This window comes from Kordiimonas sp. UBA4487, assembly GCF_002389025.1.
GTDB classification, from domain to species: domain Bacteria; phylum Pseudomonadota; class Alphaproteobacteria; order Sphingomonadales; family Kordiimonadaceae; genus Kordiimonas; species Kordiimonas lacus.
In genome coordinates this window covers 84,381-98,347 of the sequence record NZ_DGNR01000004.1, presented here as the reverse complement: position 1 = coordinate 98,347, position 13,967 = coordinate 84,381, and the positions used below count along the sequence as shown (strand labels likewise).

General features: G+C 58.9%; 11 protein-coding genes. 9 read left to right on the top strand and 2 right to left on the bottom strand.

Features of this window, described 5'->3' with window-relative positions:
• The first annotated feature begins 61 nt into the window (after positions 1–61).
• The 5 genes from B3Z17_RS04185 (at position 62) to B3Z17_RS04165 (ending at position 6,731) form a co-directional block, all read left to right on the top strand.
• Entirely contained in the window at positions 62–2,866 is a 2,805-nt protein-coding gene (locus B3Z17_RS04185; RefSeq protein WP_414672762.1) for a M16 family metallopeptidase, read from the top strand.
• Positions 2,867–3,257: 391 nt separating this feature from the next.
• Positions 3,258–4,397 (top strand): acyl-CoA dehydrogenase family protein, encoded by a 1,140-nt coding sequence (locus B3Z17_RS04180; RefSeq protein ID WP_286828672.1) that lies wholly within the window; start codon positions 3,258–3,260, stop codon positions 4,395–4,397.
• A gap of 3 nt (positions 4,398–4,400) precedes the next feature.
• A complete protein-coding gene (locus B3Z17_RS04175; RefSeq protein WP_286828671.1) occupies positions 4,401–5,459 on the top strand; it encodes an enoyl-CoA hydratase/isomerase family protein in 1,059 nt (352 codons plus the stop codon).
• Between the two features lie 12 nt (positions 5,460–5,471).
• Positions 5,472–6,353 (top strand): 3-hydroxyisobutyrate dehydrogenase, encoded by an 882-nt coding sequence (gene mmsB, locus B3Z17_RS04170; protein ID WP_068303506.1) that lies wholly within the window; start codon positions 5,472–5,474, stop codon positions 6,351–6,353.
• A 165-nt stretch (positions 6,354–6,518) separates the two neighbouring features.
• A complete protein-coding gene (locus B3Z17_RS04165) occupies positions 6,519–6,731 on the top strand; it encodes a hypothetical protein (protein WP_286828670.1) in 213 nt (70 codons plus the stop codon).
• Positions 6,732–6,826: 95 nt separating this feature from the next.
• Here B3Z17_RS04165 and B3Z17_RS04160 read toward each other — a convergent pair whose 3' ends face one another.
• A complete protein-coding gene (locus B3Z17_RS04160; protein WP_286828669.1) occupies positions 6,827–7,561 on the bottom strand; it encodes a response regulator transcription factor in 735 nt (244 codons plus the stop codon).
• Positions 7,562–7,879: 318 nt separating this feature from the next.
• On the opposite strand from B3Z17_RS04160, the gene B3Z17_RS04155 reads away from it, so the two are divergent.
• From B3Z17_RS04155 to astB, 4 genes are all read left to right on the top strand, one after another.
• Positions 7,880–9,142 (top strand): hydrolase, encoded by a 1,263-nt coding sequence (locus tag B3Z17_RS04155; RefSeq protein WP_286828668.1) that lies wholly within the window; start codon positions 7,880–7,882, stop codon positions 9,140–9,142.
• A 115-nt stretch (positions 9,143–9,257) separates the two neighbouring features.
• Positions 9,258–10,304: an arginine N-succinyltransferase gene (locus B3Z17_RS04150; protein ID WP_068303489.1), complete on the top strand. Its 1,047-nt coding sequence runs from the start codon at positions 9,258–9,260 to the stop codon at positions 10,302–10,304.
• Between the two features lie 11 nt (positions 10,305–10,315).
• Positions 10,316–11,794, top strand: coding sequence for a succinylglutamate-semialdehyde dehydrogenase (gene astD / locus B3Z17_RS04145; RefSeq protein WP_286828667.1), 1,479 nt, complete (start codon positions 10,316–10,318; stop codon positions 11,792–11,794).
• Positions 11,794–13,128, top strand: coding sequence for an N-succinylarginine dihydrolase (gene astB, locus B3Z17_RS04140; RefSeq protein WP_286828666.1), 1,335 nt, complete (start codon positions 11,794–11,796; stop codon positions 13,126–13,128). Before astD ends, astB begins: the two co-directional genes overlap by 1 nt.
• A gap of 87 nt (positions 13,129–13,215) precedes the next feature.
• Here astB and B3Z17_RS04135 read toward each other — a convergent pair whose 3' ends face one another.
• The gene (locus B3Z17_RS04135; RefSeq protein ID WP_286828665.1) at positions 13,216–13,824 is read right to left on the bottom strand and encodes a PAS domain-containing protein; all 609 of its coding nucleotides are present in this window, start codon (positions 13,822–13,824) and stop codon (positions 13,216–13,218) included.
• Positions 13,825–13,967 lie beyond the last annotated feature (143 nt).

Here is a 13,967-nt window from a genome sequence, read left to right as displayed (position 1 = left end):
AATACCTTCGAAGCAACGAGGGAGCGGGGCCAAGCCCCACCAATCACGAGAACGCGGGGAGATGATTCTCATGAAAATAAAATCACTGTTATTGGGCGCTGTGGCGCTTACGGCTCTTGCAGCCTGTCAGCCAGGGGGAGGAAACACGAATTCCGAGCCCATGGCAAAAGAAGTCGACACAAGTGTGGACCTGAAGGTCGACATTCCATTTGAAAAATTTGAACTCGATAACGGCTTGCGCGTTATCGTGCATGAAGACCGCAAGGCGCCGATTGTGGCTGTCAGCGTGTGGTATCATGTGGGCTCAAAGGACGAGCCTGAAGGCAAGACCGGTTTTGCCCACCTGTTTGAGCACCTGATGTTCAACGGTTCTGAAAACTATGATGACGAATATTTCAAGCCATTCCAGGCCGTTGGCGCCACTGCCATGAACGGCACCACATGGTTTGACCGTACCAATTATTTCCAGAATGTTCCGACACCTGCGCTTGATATGGCGCTGTGGATGGAATCAGACCGCATGGGCCACCTGTTGGGTGCTGTGACGGAAGAAAAGCTGGAGAACCAGATCGGCGTTGTGCAGAACGAAAAACGCCAGGGCGACAACGCGCCATACGGCCTTGTTGAATATCGCCAGCTTGAGGGCTTGTTCCCGGTTGGCCACCCTTACCGCCATTCCACCATCGGGTCGCTTGAGGATCTCTCGAACGCGTCCATGGATGATGTGAAGGGCTGGTTCAAACAGTATTACGGCGCCGCTAATACAGTCATCGTTCTTGCGGGTGACATTGATGTTGAAACCGCAAAAGAAAAGATGAACCAGTATTTCGGTCATATCGAGGCTGGCCCGCCACTGAAGGCGCACAAGGCCTGGGTGCCAACACGGACCAACAACACCATTGAAGAAATGGTGGACCAGAAGGCCCCGCAGGTACGCATTTACCGCAACTGGGCTGTGGCTCCACGCACGGATATGGACTTCGCCGAGCTTTCCCTTGCGTCTGACATTCTGGGCGGCGGCAAGAACTCTCGCCTCTATCAGGCGCTGGTGTACCAGAACCAGCTTGCTGTCAGCGTTGAAGTAAGCGCCCAGCCGTTCGAGCTGGCGTCCATGTTTGAAATTCAGGTGACCCTGAAGCCGGGCGTGGATGAAGCCGAGGTGCAGGCACTGATCGATGCTGAAATGGACAAGTTCCTTGAAGAAGGCCCGACAGTTGAAGAAATGAAGCGCGTGAAAACCAGCATTCTGGCTGGCCGTATTCGCGGGCTGGAGCAGATCGGCGGCTTCGGCGGCAAGGCAACGGCGCTGGCGCGGTCTGAACTGTATGCTGGTGATCCTTCCTTCTATGCCCAGATGTTGGACCATTTGAACAAGGCAACCAATGCCGACGTTCAGGAAGCGGCCAACAAATGGTTGGGGCAGGGCTATTATCAGCTGACGGTGCGTCCGTACCCGAAATATAAAACGGCTGAAGCACAGGTTGACCGTTCTACCGGCCTGCCTGAAGTGGGTGCCATGCCAGACCTGACCTTCCCGGCGATCGAGGAAGCCACGCTGAAGAACGGCATGCGTGTTGTTGTGGCCAACCGCCCAACCGTGCCTGTGGTTACCATGGCGATGCAGTTTGATGCCGGTTATGCCGCAGACGAAGGCCGTCCGCTCGGGACTGCCAGCTTCGCCCTTGGCATGCTGGACGAAGGCACCGAAAGCCGGTCCTCGCTGGATATTTCGGCGGAAGCGGAGCGCCTTGGCGCGACCATTTCCACCGGGTCCAACCTGGATATGAGCACAGTGAATATGTCTGCGCTCAAGCCAAACCTGGATGCCTCGCTTGCGCTGGCGTCTGACGTAATCCGCAATCCGGCCTTCGCGCAGGATGAAATGGACCGTCTGCGCACGCGCTGGATTCAGGGCATCGCACAGGAAAAGGCTCAGCCTGTTCAGCTTGCGCTTCGCACGCTGCCGCCGCTTCTGTATGGCGATGGCCACAGCTATAGCGCGCCGCTTACCGGTTCCGGCACGGAAGAGTCGATCGAAAGCCTGACGCGCGATGATCTGGTTAAATTCCACCAGGATTGGATCCGTCCGGACAATGCAACCATCTTCATGGTGGGTGACATCACGCTTGATGAAGCCACGACAGCGCTTGAAAAAGCGTTCGGTGACTGGGCCGCGCCCGCGTCGCCAGTGCCAGCGAAGAACATCGCAGAGGTTGAGCTGCCGGAAGAAAGCCGCGTGATCATTGTCGACAAGCCAGGGTCGCCACAGTCTCTGGTGCTGGCGGGCCATCTGTTCCCATCGACGGGCGATGACGCCTACCTGACCCAGGAAATGGCGAATGACATTTTGGGCGGTGCCTTCACCGCGCGGGTGAACATGAACCTGCGTGAAGACAAGGGCTGGGCGTATGGTGCCTATACCTTCACTACAGATGCCCGTGGTCAGCGCATGTGGCTGGTGTATGCACCGGTGCAAACGGACAAAACCAAGGAATCACTGGCGGAGCTCAACAAAGAGTTCGCAGCCTACCTTGGTGACCGTCCGGCAACATCGGAAGAGCTGGCGCGCTTTGTGGCGCAAAACACCAACAGCCTGCCGGGCCAGTATGAAACCGCTGGTGCGGTGCTCGGTAGCCTGCTCTCGAACAACCGCTTTGGCCGTGACAGCGACTATGTACCAAGCCTGAAGGCGAAGTATGAAGCGCTGGATATCAATGCCATCCAGGCGGCGGCACAGGAAAACATCCACCCGGGCAAGCTGGTGTGGCTGATTGTTGGTGACCGCGCGCAGATTGAGGACGGCATCCGCGAACTGGACCTTGGCGATGTTGAGGTTTGGGACGCAGAAGGCAACAAGCTGGACTAAATATCCACAAGCTTTTCGGGTGGCGCCCAGGCGCCGCCCGATCATATAAGCTTCGCATTTTGTAGAGGCTGGATAGAAACTGAAGGTCGCGCTGATTTAGAATGTTGTTAAGGACGAGAAAAATCTGGCTGTATTTCATTGTGGTTAGTTTGTGCGTACCAGCAGGTATTCGTCTGACTACGGGCCCATCATGGTTTCATGAGAGATTTTTCCTGATCTTGGTGATATGCGGCGCGGTTTTCTTGATTTCGTTACTTTTCGCTTTTCATTTGTATGATATCGCTTCAAGCGAGCGTGAAAAGTAGGAAAAGGGTAGGGGGCGATGGTCTCCGCCGGGTTTTAAGTCGACAAAAGACCGCCGTTTAGGCGGCAAATATTGAAGGGACGACCCTTGGACTTTTCATTGAATGAAGATCAACGCGCGATCCAGGATATGGCCCGTAATTTCACCGCCGACATGATCACGCCTGAAGCCCACAAGTGGGACGAAGACAAGGTGTGGCCCGCTGATGTCGCGAAAGCCGCTGGCGAGCTTGGCTTCGGCAGTATTTATGTATCCGAAGAGGGCGGGGGCTGTGGCCTCAGCCGGGTGGAAAGTGTGCTGATTTTCGAACAGCTCTCCATGGGCTGTCCGTCGACCGCCGCGATGATCTCCATCCACAATATGGCGACCTGGATGATCGACTGCTTCGGCAACGACGAGCAGCGCGCGCGCTTTGTGGGCGAGCTGTCGACACTCGAGAAGATGGCAAGCTACTGCCTCACCGAACCGGGCGCAGGGTCTGATGCCGCAAGCCTTAAAACCAAGGCTGTCAGGGATGGTGACGACTATGTGCTCAACGGCTCCAAGGCGTTCATTTCGGGCGGCGGCACCAGCGATGTCTATGTGGTGATGGCGCGCACATCGGACGATGGCGCCAAGGGCATCAGCTGCTTTATCGTTGAAAAAGACACACCGGGCCTGTCGTTCGGTGCGCAGGAAAAGAAACTCGGCTGGCACAGCCAACCCACCGCTGCCGTGATGTTCGATGACTGCCGTATCCCGGCCGCGAACCTTGTGGGCGCGGAAGGCCAGGGCTTTAAGATTGCCATGCAGGGCCTTGATGGCGGCCGCCTGAACATCGGCGCCTGCTCCATCGGCGGCGCCCAGCGCGCGCTGGATGAAGCCATCACCTACACCAAGGACCGCAAGCAGTTCGGCAAGTCCATCGCCGACTTCCAGGCCACCCAGTTCAAGCTGGCGGATATGGCGACAGAGCTTGAGGCCGCTCGCCTTCTGCTGTACGCCGCCGCCCAGAAGGTAACCAACAAAACACCGGACGCGGCGTCTGCGGCGGCCATGGCCAAGCGCCTCGCGACCGACACGGGCTTTGATGTGGTCAATGCCTCGCTGCAACTGCACGGCGGCTACGGTTATCTGCAGGATTACCCGATCGAACGCATCCTCCGGGACCTGCGCGTGCACCAGATTCTCGAGGGCACCAATGAGATCATGCGGGTGGTCATCTCCCGCTCGCTGTTGAAGGACTAGATCATGACTGACGCTGAAGTATTGTTCGAGCATCGCGGCAACATTGGCCTGATCACGCTCAATCGCCCCAAGGCGCTCAATAGCCTGACGCACGATATGGCGGTTGAAATCACCCGCCAGCTGAAAGAATGGGCCATCATGCCGTCTGTGCAGGCGGTGGTCGTTGTGGGCGCGGGCGACAAGGCTTTCTGCGCCGGCGGCGACGTGGTGAAGGTGACCCAGTCCTACAAGGACGGCACCACCGAGTGGCGCGATTTCTTCCACGACGAGTACCTCATGAACATCGCCATCGATGAATTCCCCAAGCCCTACGTGGCGCTGGTGGACGGCATCACCATGGGCGGCGGCGTGGGGGTCTCGATCCCCGGTGATTTCTGGGTCGCGACGGAAAAGACCTTGTTTGCCATGCCGGAAACCGGCCTTGGCCTGTTCCCTGACGTGGGCGGCGGTTGGTTCCTGCCGCGCCTGCCGGGCGAGACGGGAATGTATCTGGCGCTCACCGGCGCGCGGATCAAGGCGCCTGACCTCTATGCCCTCGGCATCGCCAGCCATGTGGTCATGAGCGATGACGTGGAGGCCATCGTGCACGCGCTGTCGAAAGAAGAAATCAAGTGCGAGGACTGTGTGCGTGTGGTGCTGGACAGGTTCCACAAGGACCCGGACCCCGCCCCGATGGCCGAAGTGTTCGACGATATCGACGGCGCTTTCGCTGGCGTTCGGGTTGACGAGATTTTGCACGAGCTGGAGCTGAACGAAAGCGACTGGGCGCAGAAGCAGTTCAAGATTCTGATGACCAAGTCACCCACCAGCCTGAAGCTGACCTTCGCGCAGCTCCGCCGCGGTGAGGTGCTGGAGACATTCCGCGACAATATGCGCATGGAATACCGCATGGTGAACCGGGTGATGGAAGGCAATGACTTTGCCGAAGGCGTCCGGGCCATCCTTCTCGATAAGGACAATAACCCGCAGTGGAACCCGAACACGCTCGACCGCGTGTCGGACGAAGAGATTGACCGTCATTTCTCAAGCCTTGGTGAGCTTGAGCTGAAAATTGCCGAGTAAGAGGGGACTATCATGACAACTGTTGCATTCATTGGCCTGGGGAACATGGGCCTGCCGATGGCGAAAAACCTGGTTTCCGGCGGCATGACCGTTCGCGGCTTTGACCTGTCGGCTGATGCCAAGGCGGGCCTTCAGGAAGCCGGTGGGCAGGCGTTCGACAGCGTCCATGACGCGGTCGAGGGCGCTGACGTGGTGATCACCATGCTGCCAAACGCCAAGATTGTTGAAGCCGTGTACGCCGACGTAACCAAGGCGGCCAAGGACGGCGCGCTGTTTATCGACAGCAGCACAATCGATGTGGCAACCGCCCGCAAGGTGGCAGACCGCGCCCATCACGCCGGGTTTGAAATGGTCGATGCGCCAGTCTCCGGCGGTGTGGGCGGTGCGGCTGCCGGCACGCTGGCCTTCATGGTGGGCGGGTCTGCTGAAGCGTTTGAGCGCGCCAAACCGGTTCTGGAGCCCATGGCGGGCAAGATCGTGCATTGCGGCCAGGCCGGTAACGGCCAGGCGGCCAAGGCCTGCAACAACATGCTGTTGGCGATCTCCATGATCGGCGTATCCGAAGCCTTCAATCTTGGCCGTGCGCTGGGGCTGGATGACCAGACTTTCTTCGATGTGGCCTCGAACGCTTCCGGCCAGTGCTGGTCACTCACCAGCTATTGCCCCGCGCCGGGCCCGGTGCCGACGGCCCCGTCGAACAATGACTATAACCCCGGCTTTGCCACGGCGCTGATGCTGAAGGACCTCGGCATTGCCATGGACGCCGCAGGCGATACGGGCGCCAGCACGCCGCTCGGTGCGCTTTCCCGCGAAATCTACAAGGCGATGGATGAAGCTGGCCATGGCGGCAAGGATTTCTCCGCCGTCATCAAGCATCTCGCGGGTAAGCTTTGACTTATTTGATCCGCTAAAAAGAATAGGTCGACCACAATGGCGTATTTATTTTCGGAACTTGTGCGGGCCATAAGGTTACGGCCTGAAACGTATATTTATTCCACAAATTCTACAGCCGGACCGCCAACTTTTGACGGGCTCTGTAACTTTTTGATGGGAGCCGCGTTGGCGGATGCAGACCAACCCCTTTTGGGTTTTGAAGAATGGTTGGGTGAAAAATACGGTGTGTCGAACCCGTTTGTTTGGCCACTTTTTGTCCATCGGCTGTTTCGTGGAGTGGACGGTGTTAAGCCGGAAGCAGAAGTTTCCTCTCAAACCGATTTGGCGTTCGATTTGTTGGACGAGTTCTTGTTAGAACGTTCTTCGGACGTTTCTTGAATAGTGCAGCCTACACCCAATGGGTTCTGCTGTGACAAGAAAAGGCCCGGGCAAATTTGCTCGGGCCTCCAAGCTTGGCAGCTTAGGGTTCTTTATCAGCTTGCGGCCGCATAGGCCCAGCTGGGGGAGTTTTGGGAGGCTCCGGTCGCCTGTGCAGGCGCGCGGCCCACAGCACCATAGCGGATCACCGCCTGCGTCCTGTTGGAAACACCCAGAACCTTGAAGATGGCATGCATATGCGCTTTCACGGTGCCTTCGGCGATATCAAGCCGTGCGGCGATTTCCTTGTTCGGCAGGCCGTCGGCGGCCATGGCGAGGATTTGTTTCTGGCGGTAGGACAGGCGGCCCAAGTCCACCGAATCCGCAACCGTTGGGCGGCCTGTATGGCTTGCCTGTGGGCGGTCCATGCCGCCTTCAAGGGCTGCGCGCACATTCGGGGCTGCAGGGCGGCTCGCAACCGCGCCAAAGCCGTCCAGCGGCAGTTTGAGTGCCCGGCGGATGGCGGTGACCATCTCGGCCACGCTGGCGCCGCGTTCTACCGCCACAGCACCGGCACAGTCACTGTTGCGCTGGCCGTCACGGTCCAGAATGGTGACGACTGCGGCATCAGGATACAGGCGGCGCACCAGCTTCATGCAGTCGCGGCCTTCACCGCCCAGCGAACCGGGGTGGGCAATAATCAGGGCAATATCATCGTGATTGGCGGTTTTCGCCAGAAATTCATGTTCGCTGGCGGCTTCAACAATTTCCTGGAAATTGCTGGATACCAAAATCACTTCTTTAAGGGAAAGACGGAGCAGTTCCTCTCCATCAACTATCAGAGCTTTCATAACACATCCTCGCTTTTTTTCTTGTCCCACGCCCTTTGCGGTTCTTTAAGGACAAGTGAAACATAAGTGAACCTCATATCTCTCATGTTTTTTTGTACTTTTACTTTACGCAAAAAGTAATGGAACTTTGGCATGATGCGATGAATTGAGCGCGGGATGCGATGAGCCGAACCGCCATTTCTGCGGTTTAGGCAAGCTGGGACCGTATAATCTAGGATAGTGGGGATTTGCCCCTCTCGGTCCCTTGACGATCACCGGGCTTTGACCGTACCCATGAAGGATACCAAAGCCTCAAAATCGCACCAAAACGGAGCCTGTATGACCAGCCTGCTGAAGAATCTGCCGTCTTATGATGAAGCCAGGGCCGCCCTGGACCGCATCGACGTGCGCCAGCAAGACATGGTCGACACCGTTATCAAATGGTCGCGCGTCAACAGTGGCAGCGGCAATCCTGAAGGGCTGGACGCCATGGAAGCGCTGATCCTGGAAGCTTTCGCACCCTTGGGTGCGGAGGTGGAGCTGATCGACCTCAAGGACGGCGAAGCGGTAAACGCTAAGGGCGAGGTGGTCACCGTGAAAAACGGCCGCTCCATCCGCCTCTTCAAGCGCCCGCAGGCCAACCGCAAGGTGCTGATGACTGGCCACACGGATACGGTGTTCGCCAAGGATCACCCGTTCCAGGAACCTGTCTGGCTGGATGATAACACGCTCAACGGTCCCGGTGTGGCGGACATGAAGGGCGGCATTATCGTGATTTTGAACGCTCTGAAGGCGTTCGAGGAAACGCCGCTGGCTGAAAGCGTGGGCTGGGAAATCCTGCTGTCGCCGGACGAAGAGACCGGCTCGCTCGCGTCGGCCCCAATCCTCGCCGAACGCGCCAAGGCGGCAGATATCGGCCTGACGTATGAGCCCGCATTGGCGGACGGCACGCTGGCGGGCGCCCGGAAGGGCAGTGGCAACTTTACCATGGTGGTGCGCGGCAAGGCAGCGCACGCGGGCCGTGAATTTCACGTGGGGCGCAACGCCGTGGTGCATCTGTCGAAGATCATCGCGGACCTTTCCGCACTCACGGACGGTCGCCCGGAACTGACGGTAAACCCGGCCGTGATCAGTGGCGGAGTGGCGCCAAATGTGGTGCCGGACATGGCCTGGTGCCGCTTCAATGTGCGGCTGAAGGAACCCGAGGACGCCAAGTGGTTCGAGGCCGAAGTGAACACGATTGTCGCACGCTACGCTGCTGAGGACGGCTATGACGTGTCGTTGCACGGCGGCATCAACCGCCCGCCCAAGGCGCTCTCTGACGCCAACCTGAAGCTGATGGATGCCATCAAGGCCTGCGGCGTGGATTTGGGTATCAAGATTGATTATGTGCCCACCGGCGGCTGCTGTGAGGGCAACAACCTGGCGGCTGCGGGCCTGCCGAATGTGGATACACTGGGTGTGCGCGGCGCGAACATCCACAGCGCGGACGAATTTGTTTGCGTGGACAGTTTCGCGGAAAGGGCTAAACTTTCCGCTCTGATTCTTCTGGCTTTCGCGAGCGGCCAGCTCGACGATGTGGTGAAAGCCAAGACTGCATGATGCGCACAGAAGGGGATTTTGCGCGTCACTGAGGTTTGGAAGACAAGGCCAAAAGGCCGCTTAGGCAACCGGGGCCCTGAAATGCTGCCCGGACACTAATTGAGGGATATGGCACATGTATGTGGTGCGACCAGCACGATTGAAAGATCTTGATGGCCTGCAGGCGCTCGCCAAAAAAACAGGCACGGGTCTGACGACCTTGCCTGTCGATAAAAAGGCGCTTGAGGCAAAAATCAGGGAATCCATGGAGGCCTTCTCAAACACGCCGGACATGAACAAGAAAGCCAGCTATCTCCTGGTGATGGAAGACCCGAAAGAGGGCAAGATTGTTGGCACCAGTGCCCTGATCGTGGGTGTGGGCCTCGACAAGCCTTTCTATAGTTACCGCATCCTGCATCAGACGCAGGTGAGCCACGAGCCGGAAATGCGCGTTGACACGGAACTGCTGCAGCTGTCCAACGATTTCGTTGGCGCCACCGAAGTGGCAACCCTGTTCCTGGATGAAGACTATCGCCGCGATAACCTCGGTAAACTGATGTCCAAGGCGCGCTATCTTCTTATGGCAGCGCATCCGGACCGTTTCTCCGACCAGGTGATTTCCGAGATCCGCGGCTGGGTGGACGAAGACGGCAACTCGCCCTTCTGGGAAGCTCTGGGCCGCCATTTCTTCGGCATGGATTTCAAGACCGCAGACCGCATCAACGGCATGGGCAACAGCCAGTTCATTTCTGACCTGATGCCCAAGTTCCCGATTTATACGGCACTGCTGCCGGAAGAAGCCAAGGCCGTGATTGGCAAACCGCACGACAGCGCGCGCCCGGCGATCAAACTTCTTAAGAAAGAAGGTTTCCGCTTCTCCCGTTCGGTCGACATCTTTGATGGCGGCCCTGCGCTTGAAGTGCATAAGCGCGGTATCTGGACCTGCCGCAAAAGCGTTGCGGGTGAGCTCGGGGGCACGGTTGAAGGCGGCGGGCATGACCCGCTTCATATGGCCTGCAACCCGTCGCTTGACGATTTTCGCGTGGTGTTGACCAATGTGGTTCAAGGCACCAGCGGCATCTGGGTGCCGGAGGAAGCGGCAAGCGCGTTGAACCTGAAGGCGGGGGATCCGATCCTTTACGCACCCATCGGCCGCCGTGTACCGGCGCAGCTGGCAGAGTAAGGAGTTCAAACATGACACACTTTATCGACGGCGCCTGGACAGAGGGCGCTGGTGAAGAATTTCGTTCGGTAAACCCCGCTGACGGCGCGGTGATCTGGACCGGAAATGAGGCTACGGCAGAGCAGGTCGACGCCGCTGTGGCCGCCGCCGCACGTATGGCAGATGGCTGGGCGATGACCCCGTTCGAGGACCGCGTTGCCATCGCCCGCCGCTACGCTGAAATTCTGGGCGAGCGCAAAGCCGAGATGGCAGAGCTGGTCGCCAAGGACGCCGGCAAGACGCTTTGGGACGCCACCGGCGAAGCCACGGCCATGGCCAACAAGATTGAGATCAGTTTGAAGGCTTACGATGAGCGCACGGGCTTTAAGGAAGCGGTGAACGGCGCGATCCGCTCCAAGCTCGCACACCGTCCGCACGGCGTGATGGCCGTCTTTGGGCCCTATAATTTCCCCGGTCATCTGCCGAACGGTCATATCGTACCGGCGCTGATCGCGGGCAACACAATCGTGTTCAAACCCAGCGAGCTAACGCCTGCCGTGGCGGAACTGATGGTGAAATGCTGGGATGATGCCGGGCTGCCGAAGGGTGTCCTGAACCTGGTGCAGGGCGCGCGCGACACGGGCGCGGCGCTGATCGCCAACAAACAAATCGATGGCCTCCTGTTCACGGGCAGCGCCCGCACCGGCCAGATCATCGCCCGCGAACTGGTGGACCGCCCGAATGTCATTCAGGCGCTGGAGCTTGGCGGCAACAACCCGCTGATCGTCCATGAAGTGGAGGATCACGCCGCTGCCGCCGTGATGACGGTACAGAGCGCCTTTATCAGCTCGGGCCAGCGCTGCACCTGCGCGCGCCGCCTGATCGTACCGGTGGGCGCTGAAGGCGACGCCTTTATCGAGACACTTACCCGCGCCATCGACGGCATCACCGTCGGTGCCTGGAACGACGACCCGCAACCCTATATGGGGCCGGTCGTGAGCGGCCATGCTGCAGACAATGTTCTGAAGGCGCAGGAAGCCCTTGAAGCCGCTGGCGGCAAGGTCATCCGCCGTGTGGAACGCCTGGACCGCGGCGCCGCTTACCTCGCGCCGGGCCTGATGGATGTGACAGATGTTGCTGACCGGCCAGACGAAGAAGTCTTCGGCCCGTTCCTGCAGCTCATTCGCGTGCCGGATTTTGAGGCTGCGATCCGTGAGGCCAACAACACCCGCTTCGGGCTGGCTTCAGGCCTGATTTCCGACAACAGTAAGAACTATGACGCCTTCTATCCGCGGGCCAAGGCTGGCATTGTGAACTGGAACCAGCAGCTGACGGGCGCCGCTTCCACGGCACCGTTCGGCGGCATCGGCCTGTCAGGCAACCATAGGCCAAGTGCCTATTATGCCGCGGACTATTGCTCCTACGGCGTGGCCACGATGGAGCAGGCAGACGGCAAGGTAGCCGTAGGCGCACTGCCCACCGGCCTCAATTTCAGTGAAGGAGAAGGCTGATGGCTTGGCGTGAAGTAAATTTTGACGGCATCGTTGGCCCAACCCACAATTATGCGGGCCTTTCCTACGGCAACGTGGCATCGGCGAAGCACAAGGGCATGGTGGCCAACCCGCGCGAAGGCGTGTTGCAGGGGCTTGAGAAAGCCAACCACCTGCGCAGTTTGGGCATGACACAGGGCGTTCTGCCGCCCCACGACCGCCCGCACCTGAAGACGCTTCGCGACCACGGTTTCACCGGCACGGACGCCGAGATGGTTGCCGCGGCCTGGAAAGCAAGCCCGGCGCTGATGGCCAATGTGTGCTCTTCGGCCACCATGTGGACGGCGAACGCGGCCACCATCAGCCCGGCGCCGGACACAGCCGACGGCAAGACCCATTTTACCCCCGCGAACCTGGCGGCCATGTACCACCGGTCGATCGAAGCACGGGTGACGGCGCGTATCCTCAAGGTGATGTTCCCGGAAGGTGAGCGGTTCGCGCACCATGATCCGCTTGTCGGCGGCACCCACATGGGCGACGAGGGCGCGGCCAACCACAGCCGTTTCTGCGCTGATTATGGCGAGGCGGGCGTGGCGCTTTATGTTTACGGTAGGGGCGCCTTCGAGAATGCCGCAGACCTGACATACCCGGGCCGCCAGACCGAAGAAGCCAGCCGGGCCATCGCCCGCATGCATGCGACAAAAGTCGATAAGACCTTGTTTGTGCGGCAAAATCCGGCGGCGATCAACGCTGGCGCTTTCCATAATGACGTGGTGGCGGTGTCGAACAAGAATGTGCATTTCTATCATGAGCAGGCGTTCGAGAACCCGGACCAGCTGGACCGCGACATCCAGGCGGCGATGGGCGACGTGGAAATGCAGTTCGTGCGCGTACCCTCAAGCGCGGTGCCGATTGGCGACGCGGTGAAAAGCTACCTGTTCAACAGCCAGCTGATTTCTGCGCCATCCCGAGACGGTATGACACTCATCCTACCGACCGAAGTTGAAGAGACGCCATCCACAAAAGCTTATGTGGATCAGCTGGTTAACTCAGGCGGGCCGATCCGCCACGCGGACTATCTGGACGTGCGTCAGAGCATGCGCAACGGCGGCGGGCCGGCGTGCCTGCGCCTGCGTGTTGCCATGTCAGACGACGATATTTCGGCCATGGGATCAAACAGCATTCTGGACGATAAGCTGTTGGAAACACTGAAGGTTTGGGCGAACAAGCATTACCGGGACCGGGTGGCGATTGAGGATCTGGCTGATCCGCAGCTGATGGAGGAAAGCTTCAAAGCAATGGATGAGCTGACGCAAATCCTGAAGCTCGGCAGCGTGTACGACTTTCAGCGCTGAGGGCGCCCGGGTAGGGCACAGAACACCCAAAAGGGCACACGACGGGCACACAGGTAGTGCCCGTTTTTCATTCGGCGGAAAGGGGGGCTAATCTCTTGGTTCTGGCGAATGCAGCGGGCCGCCCTGGCTCAGCTGACCGGCTTTCTCCGGTGGCGGCAGTCCGGCACCGATATCGAAAAAGTGGCGTTCGACGAGCCGGGTGCGGCGGAAGCAGCGGCGACCGAATTCCCGTTCGATGTCTTCTTCCTTGAGCACCACCCCGGTGCCGACAAAATGACGGACGTTGCCGAACGGGTCCAGAAGCGGCAGCTGGATGGTGCGATAGACAAACGGCACGTCGGCAAAGTTGATCATGCTGCGGGTAATCATGCCGGCGCAGGGCTGGTCCCTGAGCGCTTTATAATAAGCGCGCTCGTCTTCCACCAGTTCCTCGGGCGTCATATCGAAGATATTCTTGCCGGTCATATCGATGCCGATATGGCGGTCCAGCACAGTTCCTGCCTGCACCACGCGGAGGATTTCCGCGTCTTCCCATTCGCTGAGGAAGACTTCAGAAATGGAACCGTTGATCTGGGCTGACGAAAAGTCTGACCGCCTTGGGCATACGCTGCCTTCAGGGCGTGGCAGGTTCAGCCAGAATTGAATCAGCTGCTGCGTTGCTTTCGAATGTTGAAGCTGTTCGAGCGCGGTCGTCATTCAGTTACTGGCCTTCTAAACCCTAAACTTCAGGCCAAATCCATTGGCGAAAACCCATTATTGCCGGGATAGCGCCACAGGTATGCCCAATGGGCTGCCCGCATCACTGTTGGTCTGGAATGCAATGGAATACGGCGGTTTCC

What these genes read in the sequence shown, in the direction of transcription:
- B3Z17_RS04185 (WP_414672762.1), top strand. Translation starts at nt 62, where the DNA reads ATGATTCTCATGAAAATAAAATCACTGTTATTGGGCGCTGTGGCGCTT.
- B3Z17_RS04175 (WP_286828671.1), top strand. Translation starts at nt 4,401, where the DNA reads ATGACTGACGCTGAAGTATTGTTCGAGCATCGCGGCAACATTGGCCTG.
- mmsB (WP_068303506.1), top strand. Translation starts at nt 5,472, where the DNA reads ATGACAACTGTTGCATTCATTGGCCTGGGGAACATGGGCCTGCCGATG.
- B3Z17_RS04160 (WP_286828669.1), bottom strand. Translation starts at nt 7,561, where the DNA reads ATGAAAGCTCTGATAGTTGATGGAGAGGAACTGCTCCGTCTTTCCCTT.
- B3Z17_RS04155 (WP_286828668.1), top strand. Translation starts at nt 7,880, where the DNA reads ATGACCAGCCTGCTGAAGAATCTGCCGTCTTATGATGAAGCCAGGGCC.
- B3Z17_RS04150 (WP_068303489.1), top strand. Translation starts at nt 9,258, where the DNA reads ATGTATGTGGTGCGACCAGCACGATTGAAAGATCTTGATGGCCTGCAG.
- astD (WP_286828667.1), top strand. Translation starts at nt 10,316, where the DNA reads ATGACACACTTTATCGACGGCGCCTGGACAGAGGGCGCTGGTGAAGAA.
- astB (WP_286828666.1), top strand. Translation starts at nt 11,794, where the DNA reads ATGGCTTGGCGTGAAGTAAATTTTGACGGCATCGTTGGCCCAACCCAC.
- B3Z17_RS04135 (WP_286828665.1), bottom strand. Translation starts at nt 13,824, where the DNA reads ATGACGACCGCGCTCGAACAGCTTCAACATTCGAAAGCAACGCAGCAG.